This is a genomic window from Marinilabiliales bacterium, from assembly GCA_007695015.1.
GTDB lineage: Bacteria > Bacteroidota > Bacteroidia > Bacteroidales > PUMT01 > PXAP01.
Genome location: REEN01000044.1, coordinates 51,925 through 70,341 on the forward strand (window position 1 = coordinate 51,925; position 18,417 = coordinate 70,341).

The following is an 18,417-nucleotide window of genomic DNA, read 5'->3' on the forward strand; positions in this document are numbered from 1 at the left end:
ATGGAGTTCAATATAGATATAATAAGAGAAGATTTCCCTATCCTCAAGAGCACGGTACACAACCGGCGGCTGGCGTATTTAGATAATGCAGCCACAACCCAGAAACCCGTGAGTGTTATCGAGTCTATGGACCGGGTGTACCGTGAGACCAACAGCAATATACACAGAGGCGTACATTACCTCAGTGACCTGACTACACGGCAGTATGAGGATGCCCGTGAAACGGTACGCCGGTTTATCAATGCGAGGCATGACCATGAGATCATTTTTACAGGGGGGACAACTTCCGGGATCAACCTTGCAGCTTTCAGTCTCGGAGAGAAGTATGTCAATAAGGATGATGAGATTATAATCTCTGCATTGGAGCACCATGCAAATATTGTTCCCTGGCAGATGTTGTGTGAAAGGAAGAAGGCAAGGCTCAGGATAATCCCCATTAATGATGACGGCGAACTCATTACCGCTGAATATGAAAAGCTTTTCAGCGACCGGACCAGGCTGGTGTCGCTGACGCATGTTGCCAATTCAATCGGAACAGTCAACCCGGTAAGGGAGATGATCGCATTTGCACATGAAAGGGGGGTGCCGGTAATCATTGATGGGGCCCAGGCCGTGCAGCACGGGAAGGTCGATGTACAGGACCTGGACGCCGATATGTACATATTCTCGGGGCACAAGATGTACGGCCCGACCGGTATAGGGGTTCTATACGGCAAGGAAAGCCTGCTTGAGGATATACCGCCTTACCAGACGGGCGGCGAGATGGTAGACCAGGTAACATTTGAAAAGACCACGTTCAACCGCCTTCCCTTCAAGTTTGAGGCGGGCACCCCGAATTATATCGGGGCCATAGGGCTGGGAGCAGCTCTGGAGTACCTTGAAAAAACCGGACTTGAAGAAATTGCCGCATATGAGAAGGATCTTCTTGAATATGCAACCCGGCGCCTTTCTTCTGTCAGGGGACTGCACATTTTTGGCAATGCCCGGAATAAGATCAGTGTTATTTCCTTTGTGCTTGAGGATATACATCCATACGATGCGGGAATGGTGATCGACAAGTTCGGCATTGCGGTTCGTACCGGCACCCATTGTGCCCAGCCGGTAATGGACCGGTTCGGTATAAGGGGTACTATAAGGGCCTCTATGGCCATGTACAATACGCGCGAGGAGGTTGACAGGCTTTGCGAAGCCATTGAGAAGGTAAAAGAGATGTTTGGGTGATCTCCGGTTGCATGGCAAACCATATACCGCCCGGCACGGCAGGCGGGCATCTTAGGCAAAACCTGGTAAAACAGTAACACTTTTTTGGCATGGATATAGAAAAAGTTCAGGAAGAGATAGTTGATGAGTTCGGGTTATTCGACGACTGGATGGACAAGTACAACTACCTGATCGAACTCAGCAAATCACTTCCGGTTATAGATGAAAAACACAAAAAACCGGAGTACCTTATTGAAGGGTGCCAGTCGCGTGTCTGGCTTCATGCGGGCATGGACGATGGGAAGGTTGTCTATACTGCCGACAGCGACGCTGTAATAACCAAGGGTATAATTGCTCTGCTCATACGGGTGCTGTCGGACAGGAAGCCCGATGAGATCATAGACAATGATCTTTGGTTCATTGACAGGATAGGACTTAAGGAAAATCTTTCTCCAACCAGGTCGAACGGACTGGTTTCCATGATAAAACAGATGAAGTTGTATGCCCTGGCATACAAGGTGAAAAGTGAAAAACCGAATGACGATGGAAAAACAGGATAACTACCTTGAACTTGAGACGGAGGTCGGCCGGGTGCTCAAGAACATTTATGATCCCGAGATACCGGTAAGCATCTATGATCTGGGACTGATCTATGAGATAATTGTGGATGATGAGCAGAAGGTGGAGATAGTGATGACGCTCACCGCTCCCAACTGCCCCATGGTTGATGAGCTGATGGCCGAGATCAATGAAAAGGTGAGGGCCATTGAGGGGGTAAACGACCTGGTCATCAACCTTACCTTCGATCCCCCCTGGGACAAGAGCATGATGAGCGAAGAGGCCATGCTCGAACTGGGACTGCTCTGACATCCTGGTTTTATTATTTCGGCAATTCAGGCAGCTTCTGATGGGTTCATTCAAACAGTATTTTCCCGCTTTATTCAGCGCATTGCTTGTTTCGGCAGGAATAGCATTCAGTGTTCTTGATGCCGAATTCTTCAGTGAACAGGTGCAGATTTTTTGGTATGCCCTGGCATACCTGCCTGTTGGCGCGCCTGTTGTGGTGAGGGCAGTAAGGGAGTTGCTCAGACTCGATTTTGCCAACGAGTTTTTCCTGATGTCTGTTGCCACGATCGGGGCCTTTGCAATTGGCGAGTATGCAGAGGCCGTTGCCGTGATGCTCTTCTATGAGGTCGGCGAGCTTTTCCAGGCTAACGCTGTTAACCGGGCAAGAGGAAACATAAAGGCATTGCTTGATCTGAGGCCGGACCGTGCCACGGTAAGGCGCGATGGTGACTGGCTCACGGTTAAGCCCGATGATGTCGCGAAAGGCGAGATCATCATGGTCAGGCCCGGGGAGAAGGTCCCCCTCGACGGAGAGCTGACAACTGAAGGCGCCACCTTAAACACTGCCGCATTAACGGGAGAGAGCAGGCCCGACAGGATCCGCCGGGGCGATAAGGTTCTGGCCGGGTCGGTAAACCTTGACGGGGTGATCGAGGTAATCACCACTCGCGTTTTTGCCGACAGCTCCCTTTCGCGTATACTGGCGCTTGTTGAGGAGGCCGGACACAGGAAGGCTCCCACCGAAAGGTTCATGCGCCGCTTTGCAAGGTATTACACCCCGCTGGTAATGGCCATGGCCCTGCTTATCACTTTTTTTCCTTTACTTATCGTGGAAGAGTACGTTTTTGCCAACTGGGTTTACCGGGCGTTTGTCTTCCTTGTTATTGCCTGCCCCTGTGCCCTGTATATCTCTATCCCGCTGGGATATTTCGGGGGCATAGGCGCTGCTTCAAAGAACGGAATTCTTTTCAAGGGCGCCGATTTTCTTGACCGGATGAAGGACCTCCATACACTTATAATTGACAAGACAGGAACGCTTACAAAGGGAAATTTCAGGGTAACCCGGGTGGAAGTTTATGATGCAGACAGAGATGAGCTTGTCAGGCTCACCGCCGCCCTGGAAAGCCGGTCAAACCATCCTGTTGCCCGTGCCATAGTTGAATATTCAGGAAACGGCTTTTCAGGCACAGAGGTTGAAGATGTAAAGGAGATCCCGGCACATGGCATGACCGGAAAGATTGAAGGCAGGGAGGTTATTGCCGGCAACGGGAAGCTGATGGATATGCATTCGGTGAAGATCCCGCCTGAAGCGGCATCAATCCCCTTTACCTGTGTGCACGTTGCAGTGGACGGTAAATACCTGGGGTACTTTGTTATTGCCGACGAGGTACGCGAAGACAGCGGAGCGGCAGTCACCAATCTTCATAAGCTGGGTGTTAAGGAGATCGTGGTTCTTTCGGGCGACCGCGACAACATCACAAGGGAAATAGCAGGGAAGCTGGGTATTGATCATGCACACGGCGACCTCCTGCCTGAGGAGAAGACGGCGATTGTAAGGGAGTACCTGGACCGTAAAGCCGGTGTTGTGGCCTTTGCCGGAGATGGTATAAATGATGCACCCTCAATTGCCCTGGCAGATGTCGGCATTGCCATGGGGGCCATGGGCAGCGACCTGGCAATAGAAACTGCCGATGTGGTTATCCAGACCGACCAGCCTTCAAAGATCGCACGGGCCGTGCAGATATCCCGGGCCACCAGCCGGATAGTGTGGCAGAACATCTGGATGGTATTTGTGGTCAAGGCGGTGTTTCTCGGACTTGGCGCTATGGGACTTGCCGGCATGTGGGAAGCGGTGTTTGCCGACATGGGCGTTGCTCTTGCCGCCATCTTCAACGCCATCAGGATACAGCGCAAAATGGTCTGAAGCTCCTGCACCAGGCTCCAATATCAGATTGCCGGGTACCTGGAAAACCTGAAACAACTATCTTCCCCCAGGGGCAGCGTATTCTTCAATCCACTTTCTTACCTGCGAGTACCAGTAGATGGAATTGTTCGGCTTCAGTATCCAGTGGTTCTCATCGGGGTAGTAGATAAGCCTCGAATCAACGCCTTTGGACTGAAGGGTCCTGAACAGCTCGAAGGCCTGCCCGACAGGAACCCTGTAATCCAGCTGTCCGTGAATTATAAGCGCAGGCGTGTTAAAGTTCTCTGCATAATAGTGGGGAGAAAGCTCACTGTACAGCGAGGGATCCTCCCAGTAGTTGCCAAATCTGGTTGAATGGACGGCAAAGTCGCTGGCCATCTGGCTGTAGAAATTGTATACAGGGGCGTGGATAACCAGGGCATTGAACGGATGCTCTTTCCCAAGCAGAATGCTTGACAGGTAACCCCCGTAGCTGCCTCCGCCTGCAACCATGCGTGTTTCATCTATCCAGGGCTGGCCGGCAAACCATTCTGCCGCCTTCCGGGTATCCTCGTATGGCCTGGTGATCCAGTCCGGATTGATCGCATCTGTAAACTCCTGCCCGAATCCGGAAGAGCCGTGAAAATTGTGCCATGCCGTTACATATCCCCATGAAGCGAAAGTTTGCGCGTTCCAGCGGAAGTGAAATCCGTCGGTTATCCCGCTGTGCGGTCCGCCATGTATGAGGAGAAAGAGCGGGTACTTTTTGTTTCTGTCAAATCCCGGCGGGTAGTGGACCCACATCTGAATGTCGTTGCCATCAGCACCGGTGTAGGTAACCGATTCGTATGTGCCCATGTCAACATTCGCCAGAATATCATCGTTAATGGTGTCAATTCTCCGCGTTTGCCCGTTGCCGGTATCGACAACCACCAGTCGCGGCGGGTACATGAAGCTCTGGTTAAGGGCGACAAGCGTTCCGTTTCCGGAAATGTCCAGTCCGCTGTAATCGGTTTCGCCCGTTACTGCCCGGGGGGTGCCGGTGTCTGCATCTATATGATATATCCTCCTGGTGCCCGCATCGTCAATGGCGCCGTAAAGACCGTTACCGTCGGGCATCCATACAAGTCCGTCAGCCGACCTGTCCCATCCTCCGGTCACCTCCCTCTGCCTGCCTGTTTGCAGGTTATGGATCAGCAGCCTCCTGGTATCTGCATAAAAGCCTTTTATCCTCTGCTGGTTGAAGGCAAGGTAGCGGCTGCAGGGACTGAAAAGGGGCGAACCGTCGCTTGCTTCATTCGCCTCTGTGATATTGATCGCCTCACTGCTGCCGGGCCTTACAATGAAAACATCTATCTCGGGATCAACTCCGTCTCTTTTGCTGTCGGCCGTGAAGGCCAACCATGAATTATCGGGCGCCACATCATAGCTTGAAGCTCCCTGGCTTGAGCGGGGCAGCTCCCATCCTGTGGGGAGGGTAATTGGTTCAACATCTCCCCCGGCGGAGGGTATCCTGTAGAGATGGGCCTGGCGTTCCTCGTCTATCCAGTGGTCCCAGTGTGCATAGGGCAGTGCGTTCCATGTACGGGCTGACATATGTGAGTCGCGGTTCTCTCTGATCCGGGCTGCCATCTCATCCCAGTCCGCTTCAGGCCAAACACGGGTGATGAAATAGATATAGTCTCCTGCCCATTTGGGAGCACTCACTCCTGTTGGCACCTCTGTGAGCCTCATGGCCTCACCCGGCTCCCTGAGCGGGAGTATGTATATCTGTGAAGCATCATCACTGTCACGCCTGCTCACAAAGGCAAGTTTTGAGCCATCCGGACTGAATACCGGTTGCCCGGCTGCAAAACCGGATACTGTCAGTTGCCTCTCAACCGATCCGTCGGAGGCAAACAACCACAGATCGGTATGGCTTTTGTCATCCTCAACGGTGTAACGGGTAACCGGAGCAACCACCCAGCGGCCATCGGGCGATATTGCCGGCGAGCCGGTACGCTTCATCTCCCACAGCACTTCGGCCGAAAGGGTTCGTGATTCATCTGCTTTTACTGCAGAGGCAGCTAAAAATGTAAAAATAAAAACCAGGAGCGGGATAAAAAAACGGTTTCTGTCCATGATATGATTGTTTTTATTATTAAACAGCTATTTGATGGCAGGGTTTTGCCCTGTGCCGGTAGTTCAAACTGATCAAAATTCAGCAAACCCTAAAAATATGAAAAATCTGTAAATATTTTCTCTTGCAGGCGGTAATCTGAAATGTACCTCATGCCGGTAATAATTGTTGGTTAAAAAAATGATTAGCGTAACTTTACGGTAAAAAACCATGGAAAGTATTGACTTTGCAAATGTCGGAGCTGAAGGTATTTACAACCTCGTAATAAGCTATGGCCCCCGGCTTGTTGGCGCCATCATCGTTCTTTTTGCAGGGTGGAAAATTATTGGGTTCCTTAGCCGGCGCATATACAATGCTATGGATAAGAGGGAGTTTGATCCATCGCTGAAATCTTTCATCAGGAATTTGATATCGGTGTTGCTCAAAATACTGCTGCTTATCAGTGTTCTTAGTATGCTGGGCGTTGAGATGACCTCGTTTATCGCCATTTTGGGGGCTGCCGGACTGGCTGTAGGTCTCGCATTGTCGGGCACATTGCAGAACTTCGCCGGGGGTGTGCTGATTCTGCTCTTCAAGCCATTCAAGGTCGGCGACTTTATCGATGCGCAGGGTCATATGGGCACGGTCAGGGAGATACAGATATTCAACACTATCCTTAAAACACCCGACAACAAAACGGTTGTCATTCCAAATGGTGGACTGGCCACTGGTTCTATGACTAATTTTTCAACTGAGCCAACCAGAAGGGTTGACTGGAATTTCGGGATTGCCTATGGCGATGATGCCGATGTTGCAAAAAAGGTTTTTGCCGGACTCCTGGAGGAGGATGAGAGGATACTTAAGGATCCTGCGCCTTTTATTGCATTGAGAGAGCTGGGCAACAGCTCAGTCGACTTTGTTGTAAGGGCGTGGGTAAAAACTCCCGATTTCTGGCCGGTATTCTTTGAGATGAACGAGAAGGTCTATAAGATCTTCCCCGAAAAGGGTCTCAACATTCCGTTCCCGCAAATGGACGTGCATCTGCACCGGGAGAAGGAGTAGTCCCTGTTATTGACCTGACAAGGCATCCCATCAGTCCGCACTGAATCCCGAAAGGAAGGTATCCTGCATACCCGAGGACCGGCATTTCAAATATCATGAATTTATGGACCAGCGGGACAGAATATTCCCACCGGGTGTAGCTGTAGTAGTTCCACATTTCCCAGAAAAAGCCGCATATAAGCGCAGAGAGCGCCAGCAGGAAGACAGTGCTCCAGTTGCCTCTTGTAATATCTTTCAGAAACGTGGGCAGTCCGGTAAAAATAAGTGCTGCAGCAATTATCACAAGGGGTGCAAGCCAGAGTGCAGGAAACATATAATCGTACAATAATGGTGTGAGTGAAAGTGTTGCTGCAGCGATAACCGACCATGTTACGGCTGCCGTTTTAGGGCGGGCTACAGGGATGCCGATAAAGTGGTCGAGTCCCCTGCTAAGTCCACGAAAAGTCTTCAGCAGACGGAAGGTGCTTATCACTGCGGGTAGCACTGTTGCAAACGGAACGGTTGCATACAGGAAGAACTCCATCTGGCCAAGTGCTTCGACATTAACATAATACCAGTTTTGCACGAACTGGTTCAGGAACTCAAAATACCACCAGAACACGGCGCTGAAAAGAAACAGGCCGGCAAGGTATAACGGTTCGTGGGTTATAAGTGAGCGGCCTGTCCGCTTGTAGATAATCCCGTTAATAAGCATGATATAGCCAATCCAGGGAATTGTGAAAGTGTGGGTCTGAAGTTGACTGAACCACGGAAAACGTGTCCATGCCAGCAACCATCCTGCAAGCATTAAGAGCAGTCCGGCCCAACCCCAGGCCGGAAACTTTAGCTCCCGGCTTCCGGCACTTTTTAACGTATGCCGGGTTGTGAATATCTTTATAATGAATGGGGCAATGATAAGCGCTGTCAGTGCCAGAAAAAGGTAAAATGCGCTCCACGAGAATGGTGCATGCTCTGTTGTTACTGCGGTGGTAACAGGAGGGAAATCAAGGAACTGTGTGATTTCCTGTCCTGCAAGGTAGGCTCCGAGTAGGGGCGCCCCGGCAAGGAAAATGACGGCAAAAGCGGCTGATATGATGCGAATGATCAACTTCATGCTGTTTTGCACTCTAAGACTGGGTACAATAAATTGCCTTTTTACAAATTTAATACATTTAACTCTCTATATTAAAAAAGTGTCGTCATATTTGCCAGGCTAAACTTTATTATTTTTGCACCTGTCAAACATAATCATCGATCGTGCACGACAACTCAGAATATATTGTCAGCATAAAAAACAAGGCCGCTGAGCTGGGTTTTGGCGCATGCGGAGTCTCACCGGCCCGCCGTCTTGAAAAAGAGGCCCGGAGGCTTGAAAAGTGGCTCAGTGCCGGGATGCACGGCAGCATGAAGTTCATGGAGAATTATTTTGAGAAACGTGTTGATCCGCGAAAGCTTGTAGACGATGCTAAAACCGTAATATCGTTGCTGCTTAATTACTATCCGTCACGAAAACAGGAAGACCCCGGGGCGCCCGTTTTGTCAAAATATGCCTACGGCGCCGATTATCATTATGTAATGAAGGATAAGCTGAAGGAGCTTTTGGGTTTTATGAACGAAACGATAGGTGAGGTCAACGGGAGGGCTTTTGTCGACTCTGCACCCGTACTTGACCGCGCCTGGGCTGCACGATCGGGAATTGGCTGGATAGGGAAAAACTCCTGCCTGATCACCGGGGGCGCGGGTTCATTCTTTTTTATCGGCGAGCTGATAGTTGACATAGAGCTTCCGGCTGATGCTCCCGCTAAGGATCACTGTGGTTCCTGCAGGATTTGCATTGATGCGTGTCCCACCGGAGCGATAGTTGAACCGGGACTGGTTGATGCCCGAAGATGCATCTCCTATCTTACAATTGAATACCGGGACGAATTTCCGGCCGGTACCGGAAGCAAGCTGCATAACCGCGTATTCGGGTGTGATCTTTGCCAGGATGTCTGCCCCTGGAACAGGAAGGCTAATCCTCACCATGAACCGCTTTTTGAGCCGGAGTCCGGATTGCTCGAGCTTACAACCGATGAATGGTATGAAATGGCCGGGCCCTTCTACAGGCGTTTGTTCAGTAAATCTGCAGTAAAAAGAGCCGGATACCGTCAGCTGAGGCGGAACCTTGATGCTCTTAGGGGTGTAACCCGCCAATAAGGGGTTAATCTCCTATTACCGTTACGGCAATTTTCCTGCTTGAACGGGGCCCGTCAAACTCGCACAGGAAGATATTCTGCCAGGTTGACAGGCCGATTTTACCGTCTATAACGGGTATGGTCTCTGAAGGGCCCACTATTCCGGCTTTTAGATGGGAGTCGCCATTGCCGTCCTGCGCATCATGTTGCCATACACCTTGGGGGATCAACTTGTTGAGTAGACTGATAACATCATTCTGCACCGAGTCGTCCCAGTTCTCCTGAATCATAATGCCTGCGGTTGCACCCTGAACATATACTGAAACAATGCCAGACCTTACGGGATTCTGCTTCAGAATATCCTTTACCTTACTGGTGATATCATACAATCCGTTATGACTTGTTGTTGTTATCTCGATAATTGCCTGCATACTGTATATGTTGATTTTATTGTGTAAATACTTAATTTTACCCTTGATCTCAATCATAGCAAAATTAAAAAGAATCGGGATGGAGAACAAACCGGGTAGTGAAGATCCTTTCAGGCTGGTGGTTGATGTAGGTGAAAGCAGCAGCCTGATGGATTACAATACACCTTCATTGTGGATCGGTTCCTGCTTTACCGAGAATATAGGTTCATATATTCAGGAACTGCGGTTTCCTGCAGGGGTCAACCCCTTTGGTGTTCTTTACAATCCTGAATCGATCAGGCAGTCACTGATGATCCTTGCTGAAGAGAAGGAATTCACCGCCGGCGATCTCCGTTTCGGGAATGAACTCTGGTACAGTTTCAGTCACCACACCAGCTTTTCACATACAGACCGTGATACCTGTCTGCAAAATATCAACGGAAGTGTTGAGAGAGCCTCTATGCTCCTGAGAAAAGCCCGTTTCCTGTTCCTGACATTCGGAACTGGCCGGGCATACCGGCTTAAGGAGACAGGGCAAATAGTTTCGAACTGCCACAAGCTTCCCCACAGCATGTTTGATCATGAGTTGCTGAGTGCCGGTGAAATTACGGCTTCATACACAGCGCTCATCAGCAAGTTGTCAGAGATCAATCCCGGGATCAACATAGTGCTGACGCTTAGTCCTGTACGGCACTGGAAAGATGGGCCGACAGGAAATCTTGTAAGTAAGTCGGTCCTTATGGTATCGATTGCCGGCCTTGCTGAAAGATTTGACAATGTCTCCTATTTCCCTGCCTATGAGATAGTGATGGACGAGCTGAGGGATTACCGCTTCTATGAGGAGGATATGATCCACATAAACAGGGCTGGTGCAGGTTACATAAGGAAACGGTTCATGGAATGCTTCGTTGATCCCGAAGCACTTCCTCTTGTAAAGGAGATAACGGCAATTCTCCAGGGGATCGGCCACCGCCCTTTTAACCCATCAACCGAAAGTCACCGCCGTTTTTTACGTTCGTTACTTGACAGGATCGACCGTTTTGAAAAGGCGGTTCCGTCGGCCGACCTGTCTGCTGAGCGGGAGGAGGTCATGCAGAGAGTCGGCATATTTGGATAAGAAATCCGCGTGCAGGTATGAAAATTAATATGAGCTGGAATTAACAGTTAATCCAGAGCAAGGGATCGTCAATGAACCTTGCAAAACAAGGAAACTAATATTATATTTAAAGTTTTTATACTTCCTGAAGTTGCCTGCATATAGTCCCTTCATAAGACTGAACAAAAACCGGGAATGGTTGTTTGTTCAATTGGATGAAAAACTGAACAAATGACTGCAAGATTTGCTATACTCATATTTTCCGGATTCCTGTTGTCAGTCCATCTATTTGCTGATGAAGAGGGTAATGGCGTTATAAGAGGGAGGGTTTTCAATGCGAGCAATAATGAACCCATCCCATTTGCCAATGTAGTAATATGGAACACCACGACAGGTGCAAGCAGCGATTTTGACGGAAATTTCCTGTTTACCGGAATAAAGCCCGGCATGGTAGAGATTAGGGTTTCGGCTGTGGGTTTTCGCACTTACGTGTCGGGACAGCTGATGGTTACCAATGCCAGGACATTGTATCTTGAAGTGCCTTTGGAGGAGACCACTATAGATATCGATGAAGTTGTGGTACGTGCCTCTCCATTCAGGATGCGTGAGGAGAGTCCGGTTTCGATGAGAAGGATAGGTGTTTCGGAAATTGAGAAGAGTCCGGGAGGCAACCGCGACATATCAAGGGTGCTCCAGTCATTTCCGGGTGTTGCATCAACTCCAGCATTTCGCAATGACCTTATAGTAAGAGGCGGCGGGCCCAGTGAAAACAGGTTTTTCCTTGACGAGGTCGAGATACCCAACCTGAACCATTTTGCCACCCAGGGAGCCAGCGGAGGCCCGGTTGGTATAATAAACGTGGACTTCCTGCGGGAGGTGGAGTTTTATTCCGGCGCTTTCCCTGCCAACAGGGGTAACGCGCTGAGCTCGGTTCTAGATATGCGGCAGGTTGACGGCAATCCTGAAAGGCTGCAGTTCAGGGGAGCAGTCGGCGCTTCTGACCTTGCCCTTACAATGGATGGTCCTTTGTCTCCCAATACCACATTTATTTTTTCGGCACGAAGGTCATACCTTCAGTTCCTTTTCGATGTAATTGGTCTTCCGTTCCTGCCCACCTACAACGATTTTCAGTTTAAGAGCCGTACGCGCATAGATGAAAGAAGGGAGTTTTCGGTGATCGGAATTGGCGCAATCGATCAGTTCAGGCTGAATCTGAATGCCAATGAAACTGAGGAACAAAGATATATACTTGACTACCTGCCTGTAAACGAGCAGTGGAACTATGCGATAGGTGCTGTATACAAACGTTACATGGATAATAGTTACAATACATGGGTGCTTAGTCGTAATTATCTTAATAACAGTGCGTACAAGTACAGGGACAATAACGTCGATGATGTCAGGACAATCGATTATGAATCAGCAGAAATAGAGAATAAGTTCCGTTTTGAGAATACCAGCAGGAGGTTCAGCAATACCAAGATAACAAGCGGGCTGGGTTTTGAGTATGCGAAGTATACAAATAAAAGTATGAATACTCTTTTCATTGGCGGCCAGCCAGTCCTTATTGATTATGACTCCTACCTCGACCTTTTTAAGTGGAATATCTTCGGGCAGGTAAGCAGGGACCTGCTGTCTGACAGGCTGGTGCTTTCACTTGGGGTAAGGGCGGATGCCAATAGTTTTTCTCCTGAAATGTCAAACCTTCTGGATCAGATATCACCGAGGTTTTCAGCATCCTACCAGATAACTCCTGACCTTTCTTGGAACTTCAATACCGGCCGGTTCTACCAGCAACCGTCATACACAACACTGGGATTCAGAAGTAACGATGGGGTGCTTGTAAACAGGGAGAACAGGATCACCTATATGTCGGCCGACCATCTTGTATCGGGTTTTGAACTGAGGCCTGATGATGCATCTTCAATCTCGGTTGAAGGATTCTTTAAACAATACCGCAACTACCCTTTCAGTGTTGTCGATTCAATTCCCCTGGCAAGCAAGGGAGGGGACTTTGGAGTTTTTGGCGATGAAGAGGTGACATCCACTTCTGAAGGAAGGTCTTACGGAATGGAGTTGCTTGCCAGGAGCCGGGATTTTTACAAATTCAACGTGGTACTCTCATATACCTTTGTCAGGAGTGAGTTTATGGACCTGGAAGGAGGCTATACACCTACCGCCTGGGATAACAGACATATCTTCAATCTGACGGCGCAGCGAAGCCTCCCCCGCAACTGGGACATAGGCTTCAAGTGGAGGTTTGTCGGAGGGGCACCCTATACCCCGTTTGATGCTGATAAATCAAGTCTGCGGGCAGCCTGGGATGCACAGAATATGCCTTACCCTGATCTGCGGCGTTTCAATGCCAACAGACTTGGTGCATTTCATCAGCTTGATATCAGAATAGACAAACAGTATTTTCTCAGCAGCTGGTCATTGCTCCTGTACCTTGATGTTCAGAATGTATATGACTTCAAATCTGATGAGCCCGACAGGATCAGTCCCCTACGAGACAGCAACGGCAGGCCGCTGATCGATCCTTCAGACCAGAGCCGGTACCTGATGCAGGTAATAAGGAGTGACGGTCAGGGCACAATTCTGCCGACAGTAGGAATAATAATTGAGTTTTAGACGTAACCTCATCAAACTGCAATGGCAGCAAAATATTCAGTTATGACAAGTGTAAAAGAAATCAGGCTTAAAGGGCTGAACTTAATGACCGTGGCACTTATAGCGGGTTCTATGTTCTCTCTTTCGTCCTGCTTCATGTTCCCCCCGGCTGAGCCTGAGGAAGAGCCTTTTTTTTTCGAGACAAACTCATCAGGCCGGGGAATCGCCCTGGAGGTTGAGTTCAGAAAGGGCCGGGCACATTATTTCCCTTTGATGGCGATATGGATAGAGGATACCTCGGGTAATTTCATTCAAACCCTTTATGTTGCAGAATCTATTGCCACAGGTGTTTTCGGACATGGTGATGCATCGACGGGCCGGTGGATGCCGGGTGAGATCAGAAGGCCGGCAGCACTGCCTTATTGGGGGCATCGCCGTGGCATACAGGCAGATGACGGGTTATACCTTCCCGATCCCGAAAACCCTGTGCCTGATGCCTATACCGGCGCCACACCGACAGGGAGCTTTAATCTTGCCACGAGGACTGACTCGGTTCTTCAGGAACCATTTTATGTGTTCTTTGAAGTAAATCAGTCGTGGGATTGGAACAGTTACTGGACAAACAACAAATTTCCGGGTGACATGGAGTATTTCAGTTCAGCTCAGCCCGCGGTGGTATACAGGGCTCTGGCCGATCCATCACGCCCTGGTGAGCAATTTGTGATGGAGCCGGTTGGACGGAGTCACCATTCGGGTGTCACCGGTGAGCTGTTTGAAGACCTTCATACCCTGACAACAGCACTGGAAATTACCGGTTCAGTTGTGGTAAGTATTGTCGGTGATTAATCTGTAGTTAACCGATGAGGATTTTAAGCTGAAATAACTGACTTCGTCGATTTTGCATGCAAGATTTGACTTTCATGGAATATTCAAATGATGCAAAATTCATGTATATTTGTCATGAAATTCATGGAAAACGGGCCCCGGAACAGAATAATCGTGCAATTTTGGCATGCGGGGCGAAAAAAAAGATATACCGGGAATGGATTTACAGGCAATTAAAAGAAGGTTCGGGATAATAGGAAATTCAACAGGGTTAAATCGTGCCATTGAGGTTGCATACAGGGTGGCACCCACGGATCTTTCTGTTCTCATATCGGGCGAGAGTGGTACCGGGAAGGAGGTATTTCCCCAGATCATCCACCAGTTCAGTGCACGGAAACATGGGCCGTATATAGCTGTAAACTGTGGTGCAATACCTGAAGGGACAATCGACTCCGAACTTTTCGGACATGAGAAGGGTGCCTTTACCGGGGCACATGACAAGCGAAGCGGATATTTTGAGGTCGCAAACAACGGGACCATATTTCTGGATGAGGTATCGGAACTTCCGCTTTCCACCCAGGTCAGGCTTCTCAGGGTGCTTGAATCGGGTGAGTTCATAAAAGTAGGGTCATCAAAGCCGCTGAAGACAAATGTCAGGATCGTCGCTGCTACAAATGTTGATATCATAAAACTGCTGGGCGAAGGCAAATTCAGGGAAGACCTTTATTACCGCCTTAATACCGTTCCTGTGTTAATACCCCCGTTGCGGGACAGGAAAGAGGATGTCCTTATATTGTTCAGGAAGTTCTCCATGGATTTCGCCGAACGTTACCGCATGCCTGAGATCCTTCTTAACGAGGAAGCAAGGCAGATGCTGATCCAGTACAGCTGGCCGGGAAATGTGAGACAGCTTAAGAACATTACAGAGCAGATATCTATCATTGAGAAGGACCGGGAGATAGATGGGGATGTGCTGAGAAAATACCTGCCTGATTACTCTTCGGAAACCCTTCCGGCACTTATAAGCTCTGCCGGGGAGAAATCATTTGCCTCCGAAAGGGAGATACTCTACAAGATACTTTTCGATATGAAGAGTGACATGCATGATCTGAAGAAACTGGTTCATGAGATAATATTGAAGAGTCCCCATGATATTGAGATAGATGATGACAGGCTGATGGACAAGCTATATTCAGGCACCGGCCGGCTTTATGATACCGGAGGTACCAGACTGCAGGAGGGTAATCATCAGGAATCGCCGCATATTGAAGATACCGAGGAAATAATTGAGGAGTCACTATCGTTACAAGACAAGGAGATGGAACTTATCAGGAAAGCTCTCGATAAATACGGGGGAAGACGAAAAATGGCTGCCAATGAGCTGGGCATCTCCGAAAGAACACTTTACAGGAAGATCAAACAGTATGATATTGAGTGATATATGAGAATAGCCGCGGTTGCTTTATTCTTAGTGATGATACTGGCCTCTTCAGGCTGTACGGTTAATTATTCCTTTACCGGGGCGTCAATACCCACTCAGCTTGAGACGGTTTCCGTACAGTATTTTGACAACCGGGCCCCGGTGATCTATCCTTCACTTAGTCAGGATCTGACAGATGCACTTAAGGACAGATTCCAGTCCCGGACCCGGTTGAGGCTCGTGAATGATATTGGAGATGCTGATTTCGAAGGTGAGATTACACAATACCGGTCACAGCCCCTTGCAGTTCAGGCTGATGAGAGAGCCAGCCTTGAAAGGCTGACCATAAGTGTAAGGGTGGTATATACAAATTCTGCTGATCCCGACCTTGATTTTGAAACCACTTTTACGAGGCATGAAGACTATGATGCAAGGGTCGGGCTTGAAGCGGTGGAGACTGACCTTGTGAAAAAGATAATAGATCAGATTGTTGAAGATGTTTTCAACAGGGCCTTTGTTAACTGGTAACCCAAACAGCCCGGCTATATGAACAGGGATAAATTCATTTCATATCTGGACAGTCCGGGAGGACTTGATAAAGGAAGCCTTGAAGAAATTCGGGGCGTACTTGAAGAGTATCCCTATTTTCAGACTGCTCATATGTTGCTTGTTAAGGCATTAGGCAATCTTCAGGATGTCAGGTTCAGCAGTCAGCTAAAATTTTCTGCTGCCCATATCGGTAACAGGCACCTGCTTTTCAACCTTGTCAATCAGCCGGGTGTTAAAGTGAGTATTTCAAACGGTCAACCGGAAGAAGACAGTCACGGAAATGCTACCGGTGGCACCACAGCTGAAGGTGTTGCAGCAGGGCAGGAGATAGCAGAACAGGAAAGGACCCTGAGCGGAGAGGAGACGGATAGCCTGGCAGACAAGGTGATGAAGGAAATTGAGGAAATGAAGAGGGCCAGGGCCCGGCCGGCTGAAGAATCCCCCGATGAAATCACCGTGGATCCAGACAAACCTGTTGAAGTTATTTCCTCTGAAGGGGAGGCCGCGAAGGAGGAAGTTACTGAAACTGCAACGCCGGGTGGCTCACAAATACAACAGGATGTGTTTGTCATTGATGAAAAGGCAGATATCGAGGATGCTGACAGGCTGGAAACAGGTTCATCCGATTCGGCCGCCGGTGAAGAAGATACGGGTGGAACGGAATTGACCGGTAAGGTCAGAGACGACGAACCGGATCTTCTTGAAATTGACAAACCGGGCACTGAAACCGGCAGCGATGGTGCAGGCACCTTGCCTGAAGGGGTTCGGGGTACCCGGAGTGATGAAAAAAAAAACCAAACCCACGCCCGGGAGCTGAGCAGTGAGTCTCACTCTTTTTCTGAATGGCTCGACCTGTTAAGTTCTGAAAGAGGGATACTGCAGGAAGATGTGAAGGAGCAGGCAGATGAACCGGCTGAGGGAACTCAGCCTGACGTTCCTCAGAAGCATGACGGTGAATCTTCAGGTACCGATCTTATTGAAAGGTTTTTGAAGGAGAAGCCGAGGATTCAACCCCGGTCACCACTTGAATATGATGCTTTGCCTGATGACATGTCTGAAAAAAGTATCAGGGAGAACGAGGAGTTTTTTACTGAGACGCTAGCCAGGATATATGTTCAGCAAAAGCATTACAAGAAGGCAATATATGCTTACGAAAAATTATGTTTGAAATATCCCGAAAAATATAGTTACTTTGCAGACCGGATCGATGAAATCAAACGTTTTGTAACTCAGTGACAGATAACAGTTAAAATTTAAATAATCATAAAGTTATGTTTACCTTAATTTCAGTATTGATTTTTATTGCAGCAGTCCTCCTGGTTCTGATCGTACTCGTACAGAACTCAAAGGGAGGAGGACTGGCAGCCAATTTTTCTGCTTCAAACCAGGTTATGGGTGTCAGGAAAACAGCTGATTTTCTTGAGAAAGCCACCTGGACACTTGCTGCATCACTGGTTTTTCTTAGTATTATTGCTTCGGCCACAATACCACGGGGAGAGATAGAGGCAGAAAGGTCTCTTATTGAGGGACAGATTGAGAATGCCATTGACCCGTCGGCATTGCCAACCTTCCCCACATCCATTCCGGATCTGCCAACAGATATGGAGGCCCTGCCTGCTGACGAATTACCCCCTTTTGACGAAGATCCTGAATAGGATTATTTAACTGGGGCGCCGGCAGATACCGGTAAACGAATTAAGAGAAGTGTCAGTATGTCATTTATACTGACACTTCTTTTATTTACATGACAAACACGGTGGCAGCCCTCAACTGTCTTCATATCAGAATTATATGGGTAGACGGGGGATCCGGATGATATGAAGACCTTCCTGATCATGCCATTTTATCGCTTGCCGGCCGCCCCGACGGTGTTAAATGGTGTTTGGCACAGTATATGCTGAGGGGGAAGCAAACTTTTAACAATTTTGTTTAACTAATAAAAACTGAAAAAAATGGCTGATATTAAGCTGACACCATTGAAAGACAGAGTGCTTGTTGAGCCCCATGAAGCAGAGGTGCAAACATCAAGCGGAATTATTATACCTGAATCTGCACAGGAAAAACCCCAGAAGGGAACAGTCCGCGCAGTAGGTGAAGGGAAGAAGGATGAGCCTATGACCGTTAAAGTAGATGATGTTGTTCTTTACGGAAAGTATTCGGGAACAGAGATCAATTTTGACGGTAAGGATTACCTGATAATGCGCGAGGATGACATTTTACTTATAGAGAAGTAATTTTTTTTAAC

General features: G+C 48.7%; 17 protein-coding genes. 14 read left to right on the forward strand and 3 right to left on the reverse strand.

The features are described 5' to 3' along the window. From EA408_04425 to cadA, 4 genes are all read left to right on the forward strand, one after another. Complete coding sequence (locus EA408_04425) at positions 1-1,221, forward strand: cysteine desulfurase (protein ID TVR73554.1); 1,221 nt, start codon at positions 1-3, stop codon at positions 1,219-1,221. Between the two features lie 89 nt (positions 1,222-1,310). Then, positions 1,311-1,760 carry a SufE family protein gene (locus EA408_04430; GenBank protein ID TVR73555.1) on the forward strand — a complete coding sequence of 150 codons (450 nt, stop codon included), beginning with the start codon at positions 1,311-1,313 and terminating at the stop codon, positions 1,758-1,760. Further along, positions 1,744-2,067 (forward strand): DUF59 domain-containing protein, encoded by a 324-nt coding sequence (locus tag EA408_04435; protein TVR73556.1) that lies wholly within the window; start codon positions 1,744-1,746, stop codon positions 2,065-2,067. The genes EA408_04430 and EA408_04435 overlap by 17 nt, the downstream gene beginning before the upstream one ends. Positions 2,068-2,107: 40 nt before the next feature. Continuing rightward, positions 2,108-3,970: a cadmium-translocating P-type ATPase gene (gene cadA / locus EA408_04440; protein ID TVR73557.1), complete on the forward strand. Its 1,863-nt coding sequence runs from the start codon at positions 2,108-2,110 to the stop codon at positions 3,968-3,970. Between the two features lie 57 nt (positions 3,971-4,027). Here cadA and EA408_04445 read toward each other — a convergent pair whose 3' ends face one another. Then, entirely contained in the window at positions 4,028-6,070 is a 2,043-nt protein-coding gene (locus EA408_04445) for a S9 family peptidase (protein ID TVR73558.1), read from the reverse strand. A gap of 208 nt (positions 6,071-6,278) precedes the next feature. Here EA408_04445 and EA408_04450 point away from each other — a divergent pair, with 208 nt between their 5' ends. Further along, positions 6,279-7,109: a mechanosensitive ion channel family protein gene (locus tag EA408_04450; GenBank protein TVR73559.1), complete on the forward strand. Its 831-nt coding sequence runs from the start codon at positions 6,279-6,281 to the stop codon at positions 7,107-7,109. Here EA408_04450 and EA408_04455 read toward each other — a convergent pair. Continuing rightward, positions 7,057-8,202 carry a hypothetical protein gene (locus tag EA408_04455; protein TVR73560.1) on the reverse strand — a complete coding sequence of 382 codons (1,146 nt, stop codon included), beginning with the start codon at positions 8,200-8,202 and terminating at the stop codon, positions 7,057-7,059. The two genes, EA408_04450 and EA408_04455, sit on opposite strands and share 53 nt — an antisense overlap. A 143-nt stretch (positions 8,203-8,345) precedes the next feature. On the opposite strand from EA408_04455, the gene queG reads away from it, so the two are divergent. Next, positions 8,346-9,284, forward strand: coding sequence for a tRNA epoxyqueuosine(34) reductase QueG (gene queG, locus EA408_04460; protein ID TVR73561.1), 939 nt, complete (start codon positions 8,346-8,348; stop codon positions 9,282-9,284). 4 nt (positions 9,285-9,288) lie between these two features. Here queG and EA408_04465 read toward each other — a convergent pair whose 3' ends face one another. Beyond that, positions 9,289-9,693: a YjbQ family protein gene (locus EA408_04465; protein TVR73619.1), complete on the reverse strand. Its 405-nt coding sequence runs from the start codon at positions 9,691-9,693 to the stop codon at positions 9,289-9,291. Positions 9,694-9,700: 7 nt separating this feature from the next. On the opposite strand from EA408_04465, the gene EA408_04470 reads away from it, so the two are divergent. The 8 genes from EA408_04470 (at position 9,701) to EA408_04505 (ending at position 18,406) form a co-directional block, all read left to right on the forward strand. Continuing rightward, complete coding sequence (locus EA408_04470) at positions 9,701-10,789, forward strand: GSCFA domain protein (GenBank protein TVR73562.1); 1,089 nt, start codon at positions 9,701-9,703, stop codon at positions 10,787-10,789. 210 nt (positions 10,790-10,999) lie between these two features. Then, positions 11,000-13,399, forward strand: a complete 2,400-nt coding sequence (locus EA408_04475; GenBank protein ID TVR73563.1) for a TonB-dependent receptor — start codon at positions 11,000-11,002, stop codon at positions 13,397-13,399. Positions 13,400-13,534: 135 nt separating this feature from the next. After that, positions 13,535-14,224, forward strand: coding sequence for a hypothetical protein (locus EA408_04480; protein TVR73564.1), 690 nt, complete (start codon positions 13,535-13,537; stop codon positions 14,222-14,224). 166 nt (positions 14,225-14,390) lie between these two features. After that, positions 14,391-15,641, forward strand: coding sequence for a sigma-54-dependent Fis family transcriptional regulator (locus EA408_04485; GenBank protein ID TVR73565.1), 1,251 nt, complete (start codon positions 14,391-14,393; stop codon positions 15,639-15,641). Positions 15,642-15,644: 3 nt separating this feature from the next. Beyond that, positions 15,645-16,151 carry a hypothetical protein gene (locus tag EA408_04490; GenBank protein ID TVR73566.1) on the forward strand — a complete coding sequence of 169 codons (507 nt, stop codon included), beginning with the start codon at positions 15,645-15,647 and terminating at the stop codon, positions 16,149-16,151. An 18-nt stretch (positions 16,152-16,169) separates the two neighbouring features. Beyond that, on the forward strand, positions 16,170-17,408 hold the full coding sequence (locus EA408_04495) for a hypothetical protein (protein ID TVR73567.1): 1,239 nt from the start codon (positions 16,170-16,172) through the stop codon (positions 17,406-17,408). A 35-nt stretch (positions 17,409-17,443) separates the two neighbouring features. After that, positions 17,444-17,827: a preprotein translocase subunit SecG gene (gene secG, locus EA408_04500; GenBank protein ID TVR73568.1), complete on the forward strand. Its 384-nt coding sequence runs from the start codon at positions 17,444-17,446 to the stop codon at positions 17,825-17,827. 297 nt (positions 17,828-18,124) lie between these two features. Next, positions 18,125-18,406: a co-chaperone GroES gene (locus EA408_04505; protein ID TVR73569.1), complete on the forward strand. Its 282-nt coding sequence runs from the start codon at positions 18,125-18,127 to the stop codon at positions 18,404-18,406. Positions 18,407-18,417 lie beyond the last annotated feature (11 nt).